This is a genomic window from Mesorhizobium sp. WSM4840 (assembly GCF_055811755.1).
On the sequence record NZ_JBVVQD010000001.1, the window covers coordinates 270,237 to 291,790 of the forward strand.

The window sequence follows — 21,554 nt, forward strand, 5'->3', positions numbered from 1 at the left end:
GCCCCGTATGCCTGACCTAACCTCCGAAGATATTGACAGTCTCATCAAGGGCTATTTTAGGCATGCTCTTAGCCAGTCCATCGAGCACGCTCACATTCTCCCAAAGGACCATCAATTCGATCAGGCGGGTGAAATCGGTTACCTGATTAGCCGGATGCAGGAATTGGAGGCCAACTTGGCCCATCGGTCATGGCCGGTGTCGGTCCAGTCAGAGGCTCACGCGCTCCTTGGCACCATCCTCCCCGAAAAACTTGCACCCGCGTCAGATCGGTTTCAGCAGCTCTGTCAGGGCATTCTGCGAGCGGACCACGAAAACGCTCGCATTCTCGCTGCCATGCTGGCTGGCAAATATCACGAGGCTGCGCCCAAGGACCCGATGTTCGCCGGCATCATCATAAACGATCCGCCGCCCGTTGCCGGGGAAGAGACGGTGGCACCTCCCGAACAAACGCTCGCGTCCATTGCAGCGCTGTTCCACGCCTATAAGGCCAAGCACGACTGGGTGAAGAAGACGGCAGCCGACGTCAGCCGGGTGCTGTCGCTTGCGAAGTCGATTATTGGCGAGAATAAGCTAATCCAAAAGGTGGGTATCGACGACGTGAAGGCTATGCGCGACGCTCTGGCGTCCCTCCCGCCCAACTACATGAAGATGGCCGCCAATAAGGGCATCAGTCCCAAGGAGGCTATCGCGTCGAACAAAAACGGACCGTCACTGTCGCTAAAGACCCAGGACAAGTATTTCACCATGTTCCGGCAGTTTCTGATCTGGGCCAACCAAGAAGGCTACATCGACAAGGCACCCGGAGAGGGCGTGAAGATCGCGGGGTCGGCCAAGGTTGATGCCGGAGGAAAGCGGAAGCCATACTCAAAAGAGCAGTTGCAGGCCATCTTCGCCTCGCCGCTCTACAAGGGCCATCTATCGGAGACCACACGCCACAAGCCCGGTTCTCTATTAATACGGGACGGCAAATTCTGGGTGCCGGCGATTGCCGTCTACAGCGGGATGCGCATGGGTGAGATTGTTCAGCTCATGGTCACCGATATCAAGACGCAGGATGGCATCGTTTATTTTGACGTTTCGGAGGACGAGGGGGAGGACAAAACTCTCAAGACGAAATCCAGCGTGAGGAAGGTGCCCGTCCATAAAATCCTTCTCGACCTCGGCCTCCTTCACCACGCGAAAGGATCGGGGCGGATGTTTCCGGAAATCAAAAAAGGGAAGGATGGCTACTTCTCCCACAATCTCTCCAAATGGTGGGGACGTTACACACGACAGATCGGCGTCAGCACTAAAAACACGGCGTTTCACTCGCTTCGTCACAATTTCAAGGACGCGCTGCAGTCAGCCGAAGCACCCGAGTATGTTTCAAAAGCGCTGATGGGACACGCCGGCAACGACGTCCATGCAGGTTACGGGAGCGGGCCGTCTTTGTCTCTTTTGAAGAAGATTATCGACAAAGTCAGCTACAGTTTCGATCTGCCTCCCTCATGACGGCCTGACCGACTTTTATACCAGGCTCATAAATTGCCGTTGCGCCTGTTTTCTAGGTGTCCGATGCATTCCCATACAGTCATCAGGAGCCCGGAACATGGACGTGCACTCCTCCCCGCCGACACTACGGTCGACCGAAGCCGCTCGATATATTGGTGTCTCCCCCTCAACGTTGGCCAAATTGCGGATGCGTGGCGAGGGCCCGGCGTACTCGAAAGCGGGTAAGCGCCTGGTCGTTTATAGATCCACCGACATCGACGATTGGCTACTGAAGAGCCGGCGCATCTCCACCACCTAGACGTAGCCGCGTCGTTTCGTCGACGAACGAGCATGGAAGTCGTTCGATTTTCTTGACGAGCGCGACAGGCATGCATGCTGGGCAAAGCCGCTAAATGGTGCGGTTTGGGCCGAAAAAACCAACCTGGATGTCACGGTCATGAGTAAAAAGAAAATGTCGTGTCGCGCAGCCAAGAAAATCGGGAAAAACACTAAGCCCGGGGTAATAATTGACTGCGAAACTCTTTCGAGGATGCAGCTGCGACAACGCTACAATCACGAAGCCAACACACATCGAAACATGCTCTTCCGGCAAAAGACCCATGGCGCCGTGATCCATCCTGATTTTCGCGAGTTTGCCAGTTTCCTTCGCCATGTCGGGCCGATCCCAGCGCTCGGTGCAACATTAGATCGGACCGACAATGCAGACCCAGAATACGCCCCCGGAAAGGTGCGATGGGCAGACAAACGTACGCAGAACAACAACAAGTCGGACACTCTGATTTTCCACTACTCACGGACCGGCGACACCTACACGACCTCCCGTCTCGCTAAATTACGAGGCGTTGCACCAACCACGATCCGAAAGCGCAAGGAACGCGGCTGGTCCGACGATGAGATCATCGAAGGCAAGCGTGCCGCCCCGCGACCTCAGCACCCAGGCGGCCCCCCTCAATTCCAGCAGCCACTCCAGCCTGAGGCCAGGCGCCCTCCCCAGAGCGGCCCTTCACGCTGGGCTCGGGACATCATGTTTCAGCGAATGGCCGAGAGATATAAGGCTATGCGGGAAGACGGTGAACCCGAGGAAGTGATGGCTCTATACGAATTTCTGGTCGAGGAATTCCCGGTGTTCGCTTCGACTGTTACTCGGGAGCAATATGAGCGTCATTTCGCCAGGCAGTGGCCGCTACACCGTCCTCACGTGATTTTCGATAGACTGCCCATTGTACAGCAAGAACTGATCAAAAAGATCGATCCTGAATACGTGGCGGCAGTGAGAGCCAAGGAAGGCTTACAGCGTGCGGCGAAGGAAAACCTTTAGCCTTAGGTTGGTAAACGCCAAACAGGACCGGAAATGGCCTGTGAAATTAATTACACTCGCTCCTATCCGCTTGACCATGTTTCTTCCATTGGTAGTTTCGATCCAACTAGTTCGGGGTTGGCTGCGGCTTCCTTGATTGGCATCGTCAATGAAGTGGCAGAATGGAACTAGCAATGACTGGTGGAAGCTGGGTCAAATGAACAGCGAAAAGGAATACCGCCCCGACATGCGCGACCTGCTCGCTGCAGTCGGAGAAGTGCTGTTGAAGTGGGGCTATCTTGAGCGCGACATGGAGGAGTGGCTCACTTGCGTCCGGGCCTCCTCCGAACTCACCGAGCGCACGCCAATCATCAGGTTGTGGCGAGATACAGTTGGGCGATCAGCGTCCGACCGAACAGGCACCCGGGCCACACTGTTGGCCGACGTTGAAGGGGTAGCGTCGGTTCGTAACCAACTTGCGCACGGGCTGTGGTCTGCCTCAACTAACCCCTGGGGCGGCAAGGAGGCTGAGGTCGTATGCCGAGCGCGGGATGGCACATACCGCAGCATCACCTTCTCCGAACTTCTGGAAACGGAACGCCGCCTTCACTCCTTGAGAGAACGTGTGCGGATGCTGGATTTCCAATGCTGAGCCAGTTGCAAAGAATGGGTTGGGCTGCATTGTCCGCCATAATCCCGCACGGGCTGACTGAGCAGTAAACACACGACAAGGTTGCGTTTGTAAGTAGCTTGAAGCCCTCAGCGACAATTTCTGGGACACGACCAGCGATGCCCAACCAGGGGGTTAGGAAATCCAGTTCGGAGCGAATAGCTCGCGATAATCAGGTACTTGCCGTGTGGGGATGTCGAGCTAAGGAAAATCACGGAATAGGTGGAAAGAATGCGTGGTCCCGAGAGAAACCCCTTTCACTCACATGCTTGTCGTCGAACCTTTCGACGGAGACAGATTTTTGTCCCTTCACTATTCCGCCGGATGGACGCCCCAACCGAAGCCGCTCCCGATAGCTTCCTTCCAATTGTCGGTGATCCTGATGGGGAAAGCGGCAAGCACCTTCGGTTCTACGTCCCAGGCATCATGCTCAAAAAACGCGCCGATCAGCGCGTCGCAATGATAGCAGCCGTTGCTCAGATAGCTATGGCCCATTGTTCGACTGAAGCGGTCCTTGATCGCCCCCACCGGTTCGTCGCGCGGGAGGTTCGCGAGGACCGTTGAGAGCATGTCGTCACAGAGATTGGCTACCGTAAGCTGACGTGTATGAGGACCAACCGCGACATCAATAAATGTGACTATTCTCGTGCTCGCACCGCATTTCCAACACCACATGGTGCCGGATTGTATGGTGACCGTCGCCGTCGTTTCCGCCGAAATCCCATACCGGAAGCGTCCCGCAAAAACCGCGTCCAAGAACGATGCCATGGGTAGGACCTGCGCCCATCGTGATAGATTATCGAACTCACGCGAGGTCATTCTACCGTCGGAAGGAATACGAACGTCGAACCCCGTCGACTTATCCCCGCCAACGCAAACCGCCGGCACATCGTGGCTAATCGGAAAGCCGGGTCGCCGGAATAACCAAAGGCAGCGGACGCCAGATTGACGATACCGCTCCTGCCGATACATCGTTTCCTGCGGTATTTGACCTGACCACTGGATTTCCATTGCGATCTTGTGTTTGCCCTTTTCCGCCAGGACATCTGCCACCCACGCCTCACCGGTCGGGGACGAACCTCGAACCTCAGTCGAGCAGCTCCAGCCTGCCCTGCGCGCCGCCTCGACCGCGAGCTGCTTGAGGAGCAGGTGATCTTCCGTCTCTGGCGCGGTCGTGCATGTCCCGCGTGATTTGTGAGCGAAGAAGTTCATCCCGAGGGCAGACGTCTTCATCACCCCCGGAGCGTCGCAACATGGCATGCGCAAATGGCGCAGCTTCTTGTTTTCCAGCCGTAAGGCTGCCCACTGTTGAGTGGTCAAGTCGAAGGACTGGATGTCACGACCATCGGGCCCGATACTGCGCAGTGGCATCGCTATAGATCTCCATCCCGCTGCTGGGACCCCAGCCAGTTTGCGTCAACGTGATGCTTAATGACACCGCTGGGCCGGGATCAAGAGCTTTTTGCAACGTACTTTCGAGACATGCCCGCTCAGATTTCAGATGGCGAGCGCCTTTCCGAGTGCCCGCCAATCCGCATCAATTGCGATTAGCCTTTCGGTGTTCGTCGCACCGGGTATCCGGTTGTTGATGCCCAACTGCCCTGGATGGGCAAGAGCAAACAGCAACAAATTGCCGTGCCGAACTGGCTTACGAGCGTCGAGGTGGGACCGCCAGTCCGCAGCAAGGCCGAGCCATCCCATCGCCCCCACGAACGCTGGTTTTCCCAAACAAGCGATTACCTTCAGCTTCGGCATCTTCGAGACCACGAACTCGAATACAGGCTTCGATGCTGCTACGCCTTTCGCAATGTCTCCGCCATCCTTCAGGAAGAAACAAGCGTTGCCGTAAAGGACCCCGCATCCCTGGGAACCTTCTCCCTTCAAATCAACCCTGCGACCAATCTTCGTAAGCGAGCGGGATAGGTTGAAGTTGGTTTTGAACCCGATATCGTAAGGACCCTCACCATCGTTATGATGCCACGCGGCTATGGCTCCATGGCTAGCCACAGCTGCTCGGACCTTCGCCAAAGGGGCGAAATCTTGCGCCAGCAGTAGCAAATCGCCGTCCCAATCTCCGCACAATGTCTCAGTCGCGAAAAGGTAGCGACCCAGAATTCCCAGGGCGGATGGATTTGAGAAGCCCGGCGGCGGCTCCAATTCACGTATCGTCTTCGGAATTACTCGCCGGTTAGCCATATCTATTTCCTTCGAGGTGTATGCGGCACAATTGTACGAGGGATATTCCAGTAAAAAAAGAAAAAGTTCACGCAAAAAACTTGAAATAGTACAACAATATCAATACGTTAATAGCGGGACCCATGTTTTGCGGCCCTCCCTAACCCAAGGAGGAAACCAATGAACGGTCCCGAAACCCTCGCCATCCTGCGACACAAACTGATGCAGCAACTGCTTCACCATGAGCCACCTGTCCCCGATCCCCTCGACATTTCGTCCTGGTTGGCCATGGCCCTGCTTCAGAAGGCGATCCGGCGGGGGCAAGGGCAATTCGCATTGCAGGCCGCCGCCACGCTGCTTCGGCAGTCGCACGAGGGGTTCTGGCGGCGTTGCGGCGTCATTGCATTCGAAGATGTCGGTGTGGCCGATCTCGACACCGTGGGCCTAGTAATCGCATCCCTCGCCGGGAAGGCATTCCGGTCACGTATTGGCGGCGAGTGGAGGGTTGCCAGTTTCATTGTCGAGCGACTGGTGAACGCACCGAAATGTCGCGCCGCAGATGATCTCCTCATGGTCGCGGAGCGGCATCCCCGATATGAGCATTGCAGGTTAGGCCTCACCTTCAGCACGATCCCCGAACTAATGCGGATCGCGAACAGCAATGGCCCACTGCCGAAGCGAGCCCTGGCGCTTTGGTACGCTGTGGGGACAGACCGCTATCCTTCCCCGCATCTGCGGACAAGAAAGGGTGATCCACAGACGGTCTTCGATGTGATGTGCGAAGCGGGCCATCCCCACACGCTGGTGGAAACTGCGCGGGAAGGCTTTCGTCGGACCAGCCAGGTCCTATGCCCGCTTGTCGTCTTGCTTGCGTCGTTGAAACCGGGCGAACCTACGTCGGTCGAGGATGATGGCTTCCCGCTGGAAACGATGTGCGGCCCGGTACCGAGTTGGGCGTTGGACCGGTATTCGAGGGAAGGACGACATGCGCTGCAAAGATTGCTTAGGCGGGATTGCCTGACAGCTCGCTGGGTCCGTCAGCGCATCCCGTCGTCGCAGCAGGTTAGCTTCCTTGGCGACATCTTGTTTGCAGTCGAAGGCGAGCGTTTACGGAACCACTATCGGTGGCCCGTGGCAGACGAACTGAGACGATCCTGGGAAATCGAGTGTCAGGGACCGTTCTGCCCAGACGCGACCGAAATCATCTCACTGGTTCGCGGCGACATCCCGCTCCTGAACGAGGAGCGCCAACATGTCTAACAACCATCTAACACGTGATAATCCCCCATTATCACGACCCACAATGAGGCTAGCGGGGAGCATGTTGGAGCAATCTAGCACCCTTGCGAGCGGCGCCACGTCGCCGTGTGAAATTAACTTCACAAGGGAGTTGCCCGACGACGTCGCCGGTTATGTGGAAAGGAGCCTGTCGGAAAATACCCGCAGGGCATATGCTACCGATCTCGCTCACTTCCAGGCTTGGGGCGGCAGCATTCCGGCGACCGATGCGACCATTGCCAGCTATCTCGCGGAGCACGCCGAAAGGCTAAGCGTAGCAACACTTGTTCGTCGGCTAGCAACCATTTCAAAGGCGCACACCGCGAAGGGTCTGATCAGTCCGACTGCATCCGAACTGGTCCGCGCCACAATACGCGGCATCCGGCGCACCCTCGGCACGGCTCGCCGGGAAGCCAAACCGATCCTGCGGGAAGACCTGTTTCAGATATTGGAGCGCATAGGCGACCCGAAGGACATCCGCGACAAGGCCCTATTGCTGCTCGGCTTCGCTGGCGCTTTCCGCCGCTCCGAACTTGTCGGCCTTGATGTTGCCGACATTGAACATGTGAGGCAGGGGATTGTCGTCACGCTTCGTAGGTCGAAGACCGACCAAGCCGGCGAGGGACGAAAGATCGGGGTTCCCTTCGGACGCTCGCGCTGGTGCCCGGTCAAACATCTGGCCGCCTGGTTGGACCATGCGAAGATCAAGACGGGACCGATATTCCGGGGCATCAATCGGCATGGTCATGTTTCATCGCACCGCCTGTCTGGGGAGGCGGTCTGCATCATCACAAAGCGGCTTGCCGAAGCCGCAGGGTTTGACCCGGCAGGCTACAGCGGACATTCTTTGCGCGCGGGTCTCGCGACCAGTGCGGCAATGGCGGGTGCATCGTCGCTGAAAATACGTGCGCAGACAGGTCACGCTTCCGACGCCATGCTCGCACGTTACATTCGCGACGGAGACATCTTCACCGACAACGCGGCGGCAGCAGTGTTGTGAAAAACATCCACACAGTGATGTTTCACTTGAAGAAATCTGCTAGTGAACCGCCCGTGTCGGTGGGCTAGCGGTCGGCCACCCGTTTTTTATCGTCGCCTCGGTGACTATCCAACTTTGATTAGCGGGGACGTTGGTTCAACTCCAACCCGGCACGCCACTAGGAGGTGTATCTATTTCAGAACTCGGCATTGATCGGTCTCCCGCTTACAAGCGTCTTCGAAAGCGGTTGGGGTTTGCCAACTTCAATCTTAACTCAACCATAGTTGGTCTGGAAGCAGTCAAAACTGGCGTCGCAAAGCGGCCGCCTGATCTTGCAATAAGTTGGGACCCGTCCAACCCCGCGGCAGCTGCCGCGCAAGCCCGCGAATTCGTCACAAGCGAACTGCTTGTATTCGCAGTCGATGCGGTCGACCGATATTTGAAGGATGTCGCTGATTATCCGAGCCTCTTAGAGGATCAAGAACTGCGCAGGTGCTTACGCCGTGAGCCGGTCCCAACTGAACCATTCCCTCCGGCATTGCAACTCGCGGGGATAGAGAAACTGTTGAGGTCGCTCGAGGCGAGCAGGAAGCAGCCCTCTGAATTCTTAAATGCCGTAAAAGTCTTTGGTGAGGAGTACCTCCAGAAAAAGAGACCAAGCGGCGTTCGTGCTCGCATCCTAGCTCTCGCGACCACGCATCCGACGCTGTCGCCTCACTATCTTGCATGCCTCATGCTCCTTGTGTCATGGCGAAATCGTCACGTGCACGGCGCTAAAGACACCATCTCCGAGCGCAATCGGACCGCTCTCGTCGATGCAAAAGGTGAGATATATGAAGCTCATTCCCATTGTGACGTGACGGAAATGCTGAGGCATTATGATACCGATAGCGGTCCAAGCCTCAAGGATATCTCTACGCTAGTCTCGGTAACGCATCGTTCAATTGCAGCACTTGACTGCGAAATCATACGAGCGGCCTGCATTGAGCAGTATGCTGAAGAGACACTGGCTGGTGCGTTTGAGTTAGACCGCAACCAAGAAAAGTTAAAAGAGTATTGGGGTAAGAGCCCCGCTTTCCGGGCACGCAAGATCGAAGCGCTACTTGTACCGGCTGGCTTCGAACGAGTGACGCCCCTACCGAAAGCGTCTATTAGGAAGCTACAGCTTGAGTTTGTCTCCGGACTTGCCGCCCTACCCCGAGATGAATTTGCACAACGGCTGGCTCTAAGCGTAGCACGCTAAAAGTCAGAATAGGCCAAGCGATCTCCTTCCGCGCCGCCTTTGCTGCCGCCTTGTCGGTTTGTTTCGGAGATTATCTTGAACGTTTTTGTCCTAAAGGTAGGGGCGGAGGACTGTCCGGCAGAGATCGGTCGACCTTCGAAAGCCGACGACTGGACTTTCGGCTCCTTTGTTGCTCCAACCCCTCGAACAGTGCGGGGGGCGGCTAACGAGGCGCACAACTTTTCGGTGGGCGATTTCGTCTACATTTGGGTTCATGAGACCCGTGGTGGCGCGGGCATCACCGCGACTGGGAACGTCTCCCAAATGGCCGGAAGTGCAACTGCGTTGGAGCTACGGTTCGAGCAACTAACGTTGGAGAAGCCGCCGCTGGGTTGGGTGAAGTTGGAAAAATACCTGGATGACGGATCCGCGCTCAAGTCGCTTTTCGAATACACGCATACACAGTCGCTGTGGCTTGACGAGGATCAGGCGGCACGGTTTTCGGCTGCGCTACAAAAGGCTCGTTCGGATTTCGACCAAGCCCGAACTGACGCCGCTTTGCGCTATGGCTTGGTGCGTACAGCAACAACGGCGGAGGAGGCCGCCCTTAACGATTACGATCAAGAAATAGAGATCGAGATTGCCCGACAATACCAACTGGTTGAGCGTCGACAGGGACAGCCGAAATTCCGAAGACAGTTAATGCAGATCTACGCGGGAAAATGCTGCATTACTGGCACGAAGGTCGCGCCGATTTTGGAAGCTGCTCACATCGTTCCGTTCTCCGAAGGCAGGTCATTTCGGGATAGCCCCTCAAACGGGCTGCTTCTGCGAGCGGACATCCATACGTTGTTCGATCTTTACATGTTGAGTATCGATCCCGCGACGAACACTGTTGTGCTCTCAGAGCAGCTTCAGGAAACACCCTATGCAAAACTGGCTGGTCGAAAGGTTGCTGTCCCTGCCGCAGCGCCGGAGTTTCTCGCATATCACTTCAGTCGCCTAAGGTCGCGACCTCGACTGGGATAATTCATCATGATCGTGGGCCAACCCGTCATTTGCGCGTCATTGCAGAATTAGACAAATCTTCGCATTCCTGTGACATTGGTCGGGGGATGGTCTCGACCATGGAGGGGGCATGGTATCGCCGAACTTCGGTTTTCTCAGCGTTCATGATGTACGGCTGGTCGCGTTAGGCGGATTTGCGGAACGTTATTTCCGTGACGACCCCTCGACCGCAATTGTGAAACTGCGCCAGTTCGCCGAATTGATGGCTAAGCTGATCGCCGCTCACCATGCCGCCTATCGCGACGAGCGCGAGACGTTCGAGGAGACGCTCCGTCGGCTCTCGTACGAGCGGATTATCCCGAAGGAAATCGCGGACCTCTTCCACGCCTTGCGCAAGGCAGGCAACACAGCCGTGCATGAGGCAGAGGGTAACCACGCCAATGCACTGACCTCGCTAAAGTTTGCGCGTTCCGTAGGTCTCTGGTTCCACCGAACTTACGGCAAGCGGCCCACGTTCAATCCCGGCCCCTTCGTGCCTCCGCCGGAGCCAGTTGACGCCACCGCGCCGCTACGGGAAGAGATCGAGGCACTGCGCAGCAAGGTCGCCGAGAGCGAGAACGCCATTGCTGCTGCGCGTCGTGAGGCGGCAGAACAGATACATGTCCGTGAGACGCTTGAAGAGCGGCTCAGGCGCGAGGCCGAGGAACGGGCGACATGGGAGCAACTTGCGCAGGAGAGCGAGGTCGAGAAATACGCGCTTACCGCCAAGCTCGCTAGCCTTGCACCGGCGGTTGCCGCCCCTTCCAACTACGGGTTCAGCGAAGCCGCTACTCCGTGGCAGACATTCGACCAGGAAACCGATGCCGAGAGGGCAGCGCTTGCGGCCAAGCTGGCGGCCCTGCAGGCAGAGGCCGAAGCCGCACCGCGAGCGGACGTTCAGAAGCTCGTTGAACGCGGCGAGGAAGCTGCGACCAGGCTTGACCTCGATGAGGCCGAAACCCGCGCACTGATCGACCGGCAGCTTCGGGATCGCGGCTGGGAGACCGACACAAAGGCGTTGCGCCATAGTGCAGGTGCCCGACCGGCCAAGGGTCGCAATATGGCGATTGCAGAATGGCCAACCGCCAGCGGTCCAGCCGACTATGCGCTCTTCGTCGGCACCATGCTTGTGGGCGTTGTGGAGGCCAAGCGGCGGCGCAAGAATGTCTCGGCGGCCATCGATCAGGCGGAACGCTATTCGCCGGGGATCACGCCCTCGTCGGACTTTGTGACGGCCGGCGGTCCGTGGGGCGACCATCGGGTGCCCTTCGTCTTCGCTGCCAACGGGCGGTCCTATCTCAAGCAGATCGAAACCGAGAGCGGCATTTGGTTCCGCGACACACGCCGCAGCGCCAATCATCGCCGCGCATTAGTGGATTGGCCGACGCCGGAAGGATTGGCTGGCCAGCTTGAACTCGATCAGGACGCAGCCACCGCTGCGCTGAACGCCCAGCCGTTCGAGTTCGGCTTCCCGCTTCGCCCCTATCAGGAAGGAGCCATCCGGGCAGTTGAAACCGCGCTCTCAGCCCAGCAGCGGTCGATGCTGGTGGCGATGGCGACCGGCACCGGCAAGACAAAGCTTGCCATTGCGCTGCTCTTCCGGCTCCTGTCCGCCAAGCGGTTTCGGCGCATCTGCTTCGTCGTGGATCGCAGCGCCCTCGGTATCCAGACCGAGGGCGAATTCTGGACGACCAAGGTCGTGTCGGGCAAAACCTTTGCCGAAATTTTCGGGCTGAAGGGGCTTGAGGATATCACTCCCGAATTGGAAACCAAGGTTCACATTGTCACCATCCAAGGACTGGTCAGGCGGGTGCTTTTCGCCGCCGACGCGTCCGAGGCCCCGCCCGTCGATCAATATGACCTGATGGTCATCGACGAATGCCACCGTGGCTATCTGCTCGACCGGGAGATGTCCGATGCCGAACTTAGCTTTCGAGGTCAGGACGACTACATATCCAAATACCGGCGTGTGCTGGAATATTTCGACGCCGTGAAGATCGGGCTGACGGCCACGCCCGCGCTACACACGACCGACATTTTCGGCGAGCCAATCTTCCGGTACTCCTACCGTGAGGCCGTCATCGATGGATTTCTGAGCGACCATGAACCGCCGATCCGTATCGAGACCGCGCTGGCGCGGGCAGGGATCAAGTTCGAGAAGGATGAGCAGCTTGACCTTCTAAACACCCAGACCGGCGAAATCGACCTAGCCCACGCCCCTGACGAAATCCGCTTCGAAGTCGACCAGTTCAACAAGCAGGTGATCACGCCGGAATTCAACCGAGTGGTGGCCGAGGAACTGGCGAAACAAATCGACCCGGGGCTGCCCGGCAAGACGCTGATCTTTGCCGCCACCGATGCACACGCCGACATAGTGGTGAGCACGATCAAGAAGGCTTTCTCGGATGCCTATGGCGGGATTGACGATGCGGCGGTGAAGAAGATCACCGGGAGCGTCGACAAGGTGCAGAACCTCATCCGCTCGTTTCGTAACGACGGCTATCCCCAGATCGCGGTGACGGTTGATCTGCTCACAACCGGCATCGACGTACCGAAGATCACCAACCTGGTCTTCCTCCGACGGGTCAACAGCCGCATCCTCTACGAGCAGATGATCGGGCGGGCGACACGCCAATGCCCGGAGATCGGCAAGGAGGTGTTCCGCATCTTCGATGCCGTGGACCTCTATCCGCACCTCCAGAGCCTGACCGACATGAAGCCGGTGGTAGTCAATCCGTCGATCAGCTTCGAGCAGCTTGTCCGCGAACTGATCGAGGCCACGGACGATCAGCACCGCGACACGATCCGCGAACAGCTTGCCGTCAAGCTGCGACGCCGTCTGAAGAAGCTGCCAGACGAGGCCCGCCAGCGGTTTGAGGCGGTCGCGGGCGAAACGCCGGACGCGATGCTGCAGCGTCTTCTGGCCGGAGATGCCGTGGCGCTCGCGGCCTGGCTGAAGCAACGTTCTGCCATCGGTCCGATCCTCGACTGGCAGCCTGATGGGGAGAACCCTCGCTTTGTGCCGATTTCGCACCACTCCGATGAAGTCGTTGCAGTGACGCGGGGCTATGGCGAGGCAGAGAAACCCGAAGACTTCCTCGACGGCTTCTCTGCGTTCGTGCGCGACAACATCAACGTCATCGCCGCTTTGAAGCTGGTCGTGACGCGTCCTCACGATCTCACCCGTGCCGATCTGAAGGAGCTTCGCCTTGCGCTCGACCGCAAGGGCTATTCGGAGGCTAATTTGCGCCGTGCTTGGGCAGATGCCAAGAACGAGGAGATCGCAGCCTCCATCATCGGCTTCGTCCGTCAGGCCGCGCTGGGACACCCTCTCATCCCGTATCAGGATCGGGTAACCGCTGCGATGCGAAAGATCATGCGTTCGCGCTCTTGGACAGAGCCACAGCGCAAATGGTTGGAGCGCATAGGGCGTCAAATGGTGCTAGGAACTGTTCTCGACCGCACGACATTCGATGATCAGCCGTTTGCCGGGCTCGGAGGCTACGCTCGGGTTAACAAGGTCCTCGAGGGTCAGTTGGATGCGGTTGTCGGAGAGTTGCAGGAAAGCGTATGGGAGAGCGTAGCGTAATGAATGGACCACGGTCACGTGACATCGTCCAGAAGCTGTGGAATGTAAGCAAGAGCCTTCAAGGCGGCGGCGTGACGTACTTCGAGTATGTGACGGAACTGACATACCTGCTGTTTCTAAAAATGCTGGAGGAAGTCTCCCGAAATGGAAGGCGTCTCGAAGAGAGCGTGCCAACCGATTGCCGCTGGAACTCACTTAAGAGCCGTGTCGGGGACGACCGGCTGACGCACTATCGCTCGGTCTTGCTCAAGCTCGGCACCAGCACTGAGGTAAAAAGTCCATTGGTGAAGCAGGTCTTCGTTGACGCCAAGACATCCATCACGAAGCCGGCCGCACTGACGAGTTTAATCACCGCCATAGACAATGTGGACTGGTATACGGCAGGAGAAGATGGCCTCGGCGACCTATATGAAGGATTGCTGGAGAAGACCACGTCCGAGAGGAAGAGCAAAGCGGGACAATACTTCACACCCCGCGCCTTGATTGACTGCCTGGTGCGATTGATGAAACCGAAGCCGGGTGAAATCATCCAAGACCCAGCAGCTGGGACTGGGGGCTTTCTCATTTCAGCGCATCGGCGTGTCCTCGATCTCACCGATGACCTCACCACTCTCGACGCTGACAGAGCGTTTTTTCAACGCAACACTGCACTTCAAGGCTGCGAACTCATAACGGGCACCCAGCGGCTCTGTACCATGAATATGTTGTTGCATGGGATCGACACTCCCATAAGGCTGGCAGACACCCTCTCGTCTGAAGGGGAAGGGCTAGACCCAGCCGATCTCGTGCTCACCAATCCTCCCTTCAACAAGTTTCCTGAGGCCGTCTTTCGGAGCGACTTCTCGATCACCGCAGACCAGAGGAAGGGTCCACTGCCGTTCATCGAACATGTGGTGCGCACCCTGAAGCCCGGTGGCCGCGCCGCTGTGGTCGTACCCGACAACGTCCTGTTTGAGGACAATACGGGCCGTCGTCTGCGCACATGGCTGATGGACTTGTGCGATCTGCACACCATCCTCCGCCTGCCGACAGGCATCTTCTATGCGCAAGGCGTCAAGACCAACGTGCTGTTCCTCCATCGCGGCAAGACCGACAAGGCCAACACCAGCGCCGTGTGGGTCTACGACATGCGGGCGAACATGCCCGCCTTCGGCAAGACCCGCCCACTCACAGTGGCCGACTTCGCCGACTTCGAAACCGCCTACGGCACAGATCCAAACGATGGAAGCGAGCGGCAGGAGCAGGGCGAGGACGGACGCTGGCGTTGCTTCAGCCGTCAGGCCATAGCTGATCGTAACGACAATCTCGACATCGCATGGCTGCGCGACACCGAGGCTGAGGCCGAGGAGGCATTGACTGAGCCTGAAGACATTGCTGCCGCCATTATCGGCCACCTCAAGGCTGCACTAGAGGAGATCGAGGCGCTATCGGAGGAACTGGAGCCGGATAGCGTCGATGTGGATGCTGCCATCGCAGAGGCGGCGGAATGAGCGAAGTGCCCGAAGGATGGAGTACCGCACGACTGACTGACCTCGGTGCGCCGGGCGAGCAGACGGTGCTCACGGGGCCATTCGGTGCGAACCTTGGAAAAGAGGACTTTGTAGCGTCGGGAGTACCAATCTTCACCATAGGATGTCTCGGCACCCATGGCATAGCGAGGGCCAAGCTGCTTTACGTCTCACCGGCGAAAGCTGCGGAACTTGTGACGTACCGTCTTCATGCGGGAGACTTCCTCTTTTCGAGGATGGCGTCGGTCGGGCGGGTTGGCTTTGTTCCCGCCGACCTCGACGGTGCATTGTTCAATTATCATCTGATGCGGGTGCGACTGGACGAAGATACGATCCTCCCTCGGTTCTTCTTCTACTTCGTCCGAGGGGCGGAGCCGGTGACGACCTATCTGGCTGACGTTAGCCGGGGGGCGACAAGAGACGGCATCAACACAAAGCTGCTGCTCGACATGCCGATCTGGCTTCCTCCGCTTCCCGAACAACGGCGGATCGTGGCGAAGATCGACAGCCTCACCGGCAAATCAAGGCGCGCCCGCGATCAACTCGACCACATTCCCCGCCTCGTCAAGAAGTACAAACAGGCCGTACTGGCGGCGGCGTTCCGGGGAGGCTTGACGCGGGAGTGGCGGGAGCAGCACAGTGAACAGTTTCCATGGCGGAACGTCGTTCTAAAGGATATATCGGACATTCAGTCGGGAGTTGCTTTAGGCAAGAAGCGACCGGCGGGCGTTCGTCTGATCAGACGACCGTATCTTCGTGTCGCCAACGTGCAGCGAGGCTGGCTCAGCCTCCAGGAAATCAAAGAAATCGAAGTGTCCGAGCCGGAGGCTGATCGACTGTATCTCCAGCCGGGCGACATTTTGATGAACGAGGGCGGTGACAGAGATAAGCTGGGGCGAGGCTGGGTTTGGGAGGGCCAAATTGCCAACTGCATCCACCAAAATCATGTGTTCAGAGTTCGGCTATTTGACCCGGAGTTTCCGTCCAAGCTGATTTCCTTTTTCGCCAACGAGTTTGGTCAGACGCATTTCTTTGATGAAGGTACGCAGACGACCAACTTGGCCTCGATAAGCAAGACGAGGCTATCGTCGTTGCCGCTTCGACTACCCCCTACCAATGAGGCGGTCGAAATGTTGCGCCGCATCGAAACTGCGTTCAGCTGGATCGACCGCCTCGCATCCGAGGCGACCAGCGCTCGCCGGCTGATCGACCGTCTCGATCAGGCCGTGCTCGCCAAGGCCTTCCGGGGCGAGCTCGTGCCGCAAGACCCCAGCGACGAGCCGGCCAATGTGCTTTTGGAGCGGATCAGGGCAGAGCGCGGCGCGGCGTCAAAACGCGCGCGGAAAGCCCGATGAGGATCGCACGAAAAGTGTCGCCGCCTTTCAAGGGCGGCGAAGAGGATGAATTTTATGCCTCGGTGGCTGCGGCGACGCCTGTAAGTCTTCTTATGACCAAGGCCGCTGACCTCATGACATGCGAGGCGACCGATGATGCGACCGAGGTTGGGGAGCGATCTGACCTGTCAGACTTCGACCACATTCCGGTCAAATCAGAAGGCCAGATCATAGGCGTTTTTGACAGAGCTACACCGGGCAAAACTGGTTCCATCGATAAGAACTTTCGTCCACTCAGCGCGCGGTATCTCATTGGGGACCGGGCCTCTGTATTCAGTTTCATCGAACGCGCTGACAGTGAGCGATGCTGCATCGTCATCGGCGAAAAGGGCGTTGTTGGCATGGTTACGGTGTCCGATCTCCAGAAGCTTCCGGTCCAGGTTGCCTTGTTTGGACTGACGGCGCAGTTTGAGAGCTTGGTCACGGAACATTTGCGACGGGCCTTGGACGATATTCAGGAAAAGTACGCAAGCGTCCTGGGGCTCCTGGCGCCAAATGAGGTTAAAAAAGTTCGCGGATTTCAGCGCCATAACGAAGCCAGGAACCTTTCTATAGATTGGATTAGCCCGCTGAGCCTAGGGCAAAAGCTAAAGGCTCTGCGGGCAGTGAGGCCCCAGACTATGAATTGGACGGAAGCCGAACAGGTGCGTGATCTGCGTGATAGCATCGCGCACGGTAAAGAGTTCGCGCGAACGTACGATCTCATTAAAAACCTGGTCAGCTCGAAGCGGGCTATGGTCTCTCTCATTTCCCGACTTAAAAGGACCTTGCGCTAATGTTGTGGGACGCTCGTAGGTGAATAGGATTTACCTCCCGAGCCAAGGCGATGAAGACTGGCGACGATTGCTGGCCGATCCCATCAAGCACTGGCGTGAGGGCTACTCTGCCATGTGCCTCGCTAAATGCTGGGAGAAGGCAGGCGGGCTTCCGTCCGAAATCGCTAGGCTACTGACGTTAATAGGTCCATTGCCAGAACTTCTGGTCGCGCTCCCCGAACATAAGGTTCCACTGCCCGGTTCACAGCGGGGCGACAGCCAAAATGATCTTTTCGCTTTGATCAGAGCCGGAGATCACACGGTTGCCGTCACCATAGAGGGGAAGGTTGATGAACCATTCGATCAGCCACTCGGGAGGTGGTTGGCGAATGCTTCTGATGGGAAGCGGAAGCGGCTCGCTTTCATCTGCGAATTACTGGGCCTGACACAGCCTCTGTCCGATAACATTCGCTATCAGCTACTTCACCGCACGGCCTCCGCGGTCATCGAGGCGCGGCGCTTCAAGACTGACGCAGCTGCAATGATCGTCCATTCCTTCTCGCCGACGCGAAGATGGTTCGAAGACTATTCGGCCTTCGTCGCGTTGTTCGGCGCGACTGCGGAGCCTGACCAGCTTGTGTGCGTTCACCCCCAAGGCACTCCACGGCTGTATATGGGCTGGGCGTCAGGCGAGATCCCCCATCAATCTCAAAACGGTCCTTTACACCCCTTCTAGCCCCGCCAGCGCCATCCACCCGACATCGCTCCCCATTACACCTTGCGATGGGAATGCCGCCGTAGGCCGGTGACGCTTTGGAGCTGCATAGCCGCTCTGTCGTCCGAAAAAATGCCAGAATTTCTGACGAAAATCGTGTCGACATCTACAAATATCGCAGCGGATGGGGATCCACTAAACATTTAGGTGTTTCTTGAAGCGCCTCGGCAGGGTATCGCAAATCATGTCGTACTCAGTATGATGGAGTGACTTGAATATTTTCAGAAACAAAAGAATAATTATCTTACTTATTGCTGACATCACCCGGCCAATTTGCTCAAGCAAATTGCTCGCATCAGTGGGTTCGAAACGAGGAAACACTCCGACAACTGTGGTCAGTGCCATATGTGCTGAACCAGAAGTATGGACATGGCTACAAAGGGATTTGTAGTCAGATTTTAACGCTTGATAGGCACTGAAGGCCTCTGCGTCCTTTTTTATGAAGACTGTTCCTTTGACCAGTTCAATCAGTTCGTAAACAGAGGTGAGTGCCAGTACATTTTGATCTTGTGAAATTCCTATGCACCTTACGAAATTTTCTAGACCGCTCCTCAGCGTCAGGTAACCCGGTTTATACATACCCTGAGCTGCAAGAAGGAACGATTGCAGAATGTCCGAGATCGTCTCTTTCAAATAGAGGGAGAAGGCCTGCGTTTTCTTCGCGTCCTTCCAAGGCGGGAATTTTATGACGGCCCGATCTAAAATCAGGGCAGGGTATATTTTTTTGAAGCTTTTTCTCAGCAGTGCGCTCAGGGCGGGGTTTTTTGAAACTCCCTTAAGTTGGTAGGCATCGAGAAACTCCTGGAGCTCGCCAAACGACTTGTCAAAAGACATTTCACTTCGCCTGGCTTAACAGCTGTATGACCTCATTCCAGCTCAACTTATCCGACTTACGAGACTGGAATATTGCTTGGGCTCCAGGGTCGTCAGACGTAATGCGGGCCAGCGCGTTGACAAGCTTGTCCAGCCGGTCATCGTTAAGCTTCACTGTTTCGCATACGATCAGACCGATCAACTCGTAGCGGGATCGCTTTTCCCATCTGGGAACGGGCAAACTCAAAGCCTGGGACGAAAACTCAGACAGGTCCTCATTCGTTGGAAAATATCGCTCGTCTGAAAATATTATAGGCAAGACGCCGACGAGATACCTGATATTTGGATTTTTTGATGCATGTTTGCTGAAATTTCGCTCGGTATCGCTTACTACCTCGACAGCCTCGGCCAAGGTCCGAAAGTCAAGATTGCTGTGGCTTTCGAGCAGCCATGACAGCTCTTCCAAGAAGCGCTTGACTGCCCGGGCGTCCCGAACCTTCTCTGGTCGAGCGGCTTGTCGCTTCACTTTGCGCTCAACCATCCGAAGTGATCTCCAAAAATTCACGGGCGATGCCTGCAAGATTGGTTTTCAGCCTGGTATCGTCCAGATCCAGGATTAGCTTTTGGCTACCCTGTTTCGCCGCCAACTGGGTTCTTTTCGGGAGCGAGTTCTTGAAGCGCTTACCCTTCCAGACCTCGTTCTTGTCCAGAAACTCAATTGCCTCGCGATACACGACAGTGTTCGTTTCAACAATCGTGAGCACCACGCCGAGGCATTCGATTGGATGCCCGTAATTCTTTGAACAGCGCTCCACTACTCCCCGCAGTAGGTCGATGCCGGTACGAGAAAGGGGCTCTGGTTTCACCGGGACCAAATATCCGCTTGATGCCAATAACGCTGCCATCATCCAATGAGATGGCGTCGGGGGTGTGTCAATGATCACGTAATCGTATTCTTCTTCAGCCTTGATCGCTTCTAGGTAGCGTCTAAGTCGCTGTTCACGACCTTGGCCTGCACCCATCTCTAGACGATAGAGTTCAAGATCGCCCGGGATCAAATCGAAGCCGTCTTTGATGGACCATGGCGCGATATCAGAAAGCTCAATCTTAGCCTCGTGCCCCCCGGCGATCACGGCGGAGACGGGCGCTGGGGTGTCATCAAAAATGTCGACAATCGTGTGCCCGCCCTGTTTCCTTCTCTTTACGTATTCTTCGCCAGAAAGAAGGCATTGGGTCGCGTTGAATTGAGGGTCAAGATCAACCAGTAGGACTTGGCAGTCCTCTCTTCGGACCAAGGCATCTGCGAGGTTGGTCGCGAGCGTGGTTTTTGCAACTCCACCCTTCATATTCACTATGCTGATTGTAGGCATGTTCGTCCCCCCGACGCGGGACCATGAACAATCCATCTACGGTTGTCGAGGAGAAATGGGAGTACTTTGTTGTTCAAAGTAGGAATTTTACAAAGCGTAATCTCAGGACAGCAATCGATTTGGGTTGGATCCCTCGGATTGGCAGCACTGTTGCAAGCACCCGAGTGTAATTAATTACGCTGGGTCCGGTCGCCCCAGAAGGCATTCGACAGCGCCTACAGAATTTCGGGCCAGTGATTATTTGGAACTGAGGCAAAGCCGCTCCGCCCAAAAAATTAGGGAAATATCGATGGGACGCCAGCGCGGCTCGTGCATTTTGGAAATCGGCTTGGCGCTGCCTTCGTCGCATTCGATCCCACGCCAAAGGCCGGCAAAGGCACGCCACTCGCCGATCTTGATCAGCATCCAATCCATCAGCCCACCTTGACCAAGGCCGCCCAGGGCGAAATCACCTAGCGTGCACGCGATTTTTTGGGCATTGGCCCTATTGGGCGGACGACATACCGGCGCGCCGAGGTTTCTAGTGGCTCCGGCCGACTGGGAAAATTGGAGGCGACCAGGTGCTACCATACCCGCGCCTTTCTCCAAGCCGAGCAGCAAACTGCTATGCGTCCCTCAGCTCTTGCTTCTTAGCGCGGCCTCGATGACACCGCTCACCCATTGAAGGTCGTTTTCAGGCAGAGAAGCTAAGCGCGTTGTTAGCTCCAACAGGAGACCGCGTCGTAACGCCCCGGCCGGGATCTCCGGGCTGAACAACTCGGCAGCATCTACGTCAAGAGCGGCAGCAATCTTCTCGATCATGGGGAAGCGTGCCCCGGTCGCACCGATCTCGATTTTCGAGACCGTATCGATGCTGATGCCCGCGCGCTCGGCAAGTTGCTCTTGGGTGTAGCCGGCGCGCTTGCGGTGCGTAATCACCAGTCGCCCGAACCGCTTACGCAGGTCTTCCATTCGCCTCTCCACACCATGAGGTGTAGAGGCAGGTCAGCGCCGGCTTTAGGGATCAAAAATCAAAGTTTTTCGAAAACTGCAATCCATTTGCAGAAAAATGCAAGTCAGCTACAATTTTCTTGCGTTTCGGTAATTCACCATCTGAGATCGGGGTCGCGCTTCATATGTCGCGATGGGGGATACTGATATGGGAGCTTCGAAGCATAGATCATGGTCAGGCGACCGAGTTCGACGGAATG

The 21,554-nt window shown here is 56.8% G+C and carries 20 protein-coding genes and 1 pseudogene; 14 read left to right on the forward strand and 7 right to left on the reverse strand.

Annotated features, from left to right (window positions below; translation table 11 throughout):
• Nucleotides 1-7 precede the first annotated feature (7 nt).
• The 4 genes from AC0L3I_RS01465 to AC0L3I_RS01480 all read left to right on the forward strand — a co-directional run bounded on the left by AC0L3I_RS01465 (nt 8) and on the right by AC0L3I_RS01480 (nt 3,441).
• The gene (locus AC0L3I_RS01465; RefSeq protein ID WP_473525985.1) at nt 8-1,492 is read left to right on the forward strand and encodes a site-specific integrase; all 1,485 of its coding nucleotides are present in this window, start codon (nt 8-10) and stop codon (nt 1,490-1,492) included.
• A gap of 97 nt (nt 1,493-1,589) precedes the next feature.
• Nucleotides 1,590-1,790, forward strand: a complete 201-nt coding sequence (locus AC0L3I_RS01470; RefSeq protein ID WP_473525725.1) for a helix-turn-helix transcriptional regulator — start codon at nt 1,590-1,592, stop codon at nt 1,788-1,790.
• A gap of 138 nt (nt 1,791-1,928) precedes the next feature.
• Nucleotides 1,929-2,810, forward strand: a complete 882-nt coding sequence (locus AC0L3I_RS01475; RefSeq protein ID WP_473525726.1) for a hypothetical protein — start codon at nt 1,929-1,931, stop codon at nt 2,808-2,810.
• Between the two features lie 196 nt (nt 2,811-3,006).
• Nucleotides 3,007-3,441, forward strand: a complete 435-nt coding sequence (locus tag AC0L3I_RS01480; protein ID WP_473525727.1) for a hypothetical protein — start codon at nt 3,007-3,009, stop codon at nt 3,439-3,441.
• A gap of 330 nt (nt 3,442-3,771) precedes the next feature.
• Here AC0L3I_RS01480 and AC0L3I_RS01485 read toward each other — a convergent pair whose 3' ends face one another.
• Complete coding sequence (locus AC0L3I_RS01485) at nt 3,772-4,830, reverse strand: competence protein CoiA (protein WP_473525728.1); 1,059 nt, start codon at nt 4,828-4,830, stop codon at nt 3,772-3,774.
• Nucleotides 4,831-4,956: 126 nt separating this feature from the next.
• The gene (locus AC0L3I_RS01490) at nt 4,957-5,655 is read right to left on the reverse strand and encodes a hypothetical protein (protein ID WP_473525729.1); all 699 of its coding nucleotides are present in this window, start codon (nt 5,653-5,655) and stop codon (nt 4,957-4,959) included.
• A 315-nt stretch (nt 5,656-5,970) separates the two neighbouring features.
• On the opposite strand from AC0L3I_RS01490, the gene AC0L3I_RS01495 reads away from it, so the two are divergent.
• From AC0L3I_RS01495 to AC0L3I_RS01540, 10 genes and pseudogenes are all read left to right on the forward strand, one after another.
• Entirely contained in the window at nt 5,971-6,894 is a 924-nt protein-coding gene (locus tag AC0L3I_RS01495; protein WP_473525730.1) for a hypothetical protein, read from the forward strand.
• Between the two features lie 61 nt (nt 6,895-6,955).
• On the forward strand, nt 6,956-7,912 hold the full coding sequence (locus AC0L3I_RS01500; protein ID WP_473525731.1) for a site-specific integrase: 957 nt from the start codon (nt 6,956-6,958) through the stop codon (nt 7,910-7,912).
• Nucleotides 7,913-7,965: 53 nt separating this feature from the next.
• Nucleotides 7,966-8,069, forward strand: a pseudogene (locus AC0L3I_RS01505).
• A gap of 69 nt (nt 8,070-8,138) precedes the next feature.
• The gene (locus tag AC0L3I_RS01510) at nt 8,139-9,134 is read left to right on the forward strand and encodes a hypothetical protein (protein ID WP_473525732.1); all 996 of its coding nucleotides are present in this window, start codon (nt 8,139-8,141) and stop codon (nt 9,132-9,134) included.
• 75 nt (nt 9,135-9,209) lie between these two features.
• Entirely contained in the window at nt 9,210-10,142 is a 933-nt protein-coding gene (locus tag AC0L3I_RS01515; protein WP_473525733.1) for an HNH endonuclease, read from the forward strand.
• A 109-nt stretch (nt 10,143-10,251) separates the two neighbouring features.
• Nucleotides 10,252-13,749, forward strand: a complete 3,498-nt coding sequence (gene hsdR, locus AC0L3I_RS01520) for a type I restriction-modification system endonuclease (protein WP_473525734.1) — start codon at nt 10,252-10,254, stop codon at nt 13,747-13,749.
• The gene (locus AC0L3I_RS01525; protein ID WP_473525735.1) at nt 13,749-15,239 is read left to right on the forward strand and encodes a class I SAM-dependent DNA methyltransferase; all 1,491 of its coding nucleotides are present in this window, start codon (nt 13,749-13,751) and stop codon (nt 15,237-15,239) included. The genes hsdR and AC0L3I_RS01525 overlap by 1 nt, the downstream gene beginning before the upstream one ends.
• Nucleotides 15,236-16,612, forward strand: a complete 1,377-nt coding sequence (locus AC0L3I_RS01530) for a restriction endonuclease subunit S (protein ID WP_473525736.1) — start codon at nt 15,236-15,238, stop codon at nt 16,610-16,612. Before AC0L3I_RS01525 ends, AC0L3I_RS01530 begins: the two co-directional genes overlap by 4 nt.
• The gene (locus tag AC0L3I_RS01535; RefSeq protein WP_473525737.1) at nt 16,609-17,427 is read left to right on the forward strand and encodes a DUF294 nucleotidyltransferase-like/CBS domain-containing protein; all 819 of its coding nucleotides are present in this window, start codon (nt 16,609-16,611) and stop codon (nt 17,425-17,427) included. Before AC0L3I_RS01530 ends, AC0L3I_RS01535 begins: the two co-directional genes overlap by 4 nt.
• 19 nt (nt 17,428-17,446) lie before the next feature.
• On the forward strand, nt 17,447-18,142 hold the full coding sequence (locus tag AC0L3I_RS01540) for a DUF6946 family protein (protein ID WP_473525738.1): 696 nt from the start codon (nt 17,447-17,449) through the stop codon (nt 18,140-18,142).
• 174 nt (nt 18,143-18,316) lie between these two features.
• Here AC0L3I_RS01540 and AC0L3I_RS01545 read toward each other — a convergent pair whose 3' ends face one another.
• From AC0L3I_RS01545 to AC0L3I_RS01565, 5 genes are all read right to left on the reverse strand, one after another.
• Nucleotides 18,317-19,015 (reverse strand): hypothetical protein, encoded by a 699-nt coding sequence (locus AC0L3I_RS01545; protein ID WP_473525739.1) that lies wholly within the window; start codon nt 19,013-19,015, stop codon nt 18,317-18,319.
• 1 nt (nt 19,016) lies between these two features.
• The gene (locus AC0L3I_RS01550; protein ID WP_473525740.1) at nt 19,017-19,535 is read right to left on the reverse strand and encodes a hypothetical protein; all 519 of its coding nucleotides are present in this window, start codon (nt 19,533-19,535) and stop codon (nt 19,017-19,019) included.
• On the reverse strand, nt 19,528-20,364 hold the full coding sequence (locus tag AC0L3I_RS01555; RefSeq protein WP_473525741.1) for a ParA family protein: 837 nt from the start codon (nt 20,362-20,364) through the stop codon (nt 19,528-19,530). The genes AC0L3I_RS01550 and AC0L3I_RS01555 overlap by 8 nt, the downstream gene beginning before the upstream one ends.
• 237 nt (nt 20,365-20,601) lie before the next feature.
• Entirely contained in the window at nt 20,602-20,769 is a 168-nt protein-coding gene (locus AC0L3I_RS01560; RefSeq protein ID WP_473525742.1) for a hypothetical protein, read from the reverse strand.
• Between the two features lie 210 nt (nt 20,770-20,979).
• The gene (locus AC0L3I_RS01565) at nt 20,980-21,315 is read right to left on the reverse strand and encodes a helix-turn-helix domain-containing protein (RefSeq protein WP_473525743.1); all 336 of its coding nucleotides are present in this window, start codon (nt 21,313-21,315) and stop codon (nt 20,980-20,982) included.
• Between the last annotated feature and the right edge of the window lie 239 nt (nt 21,316-21,554).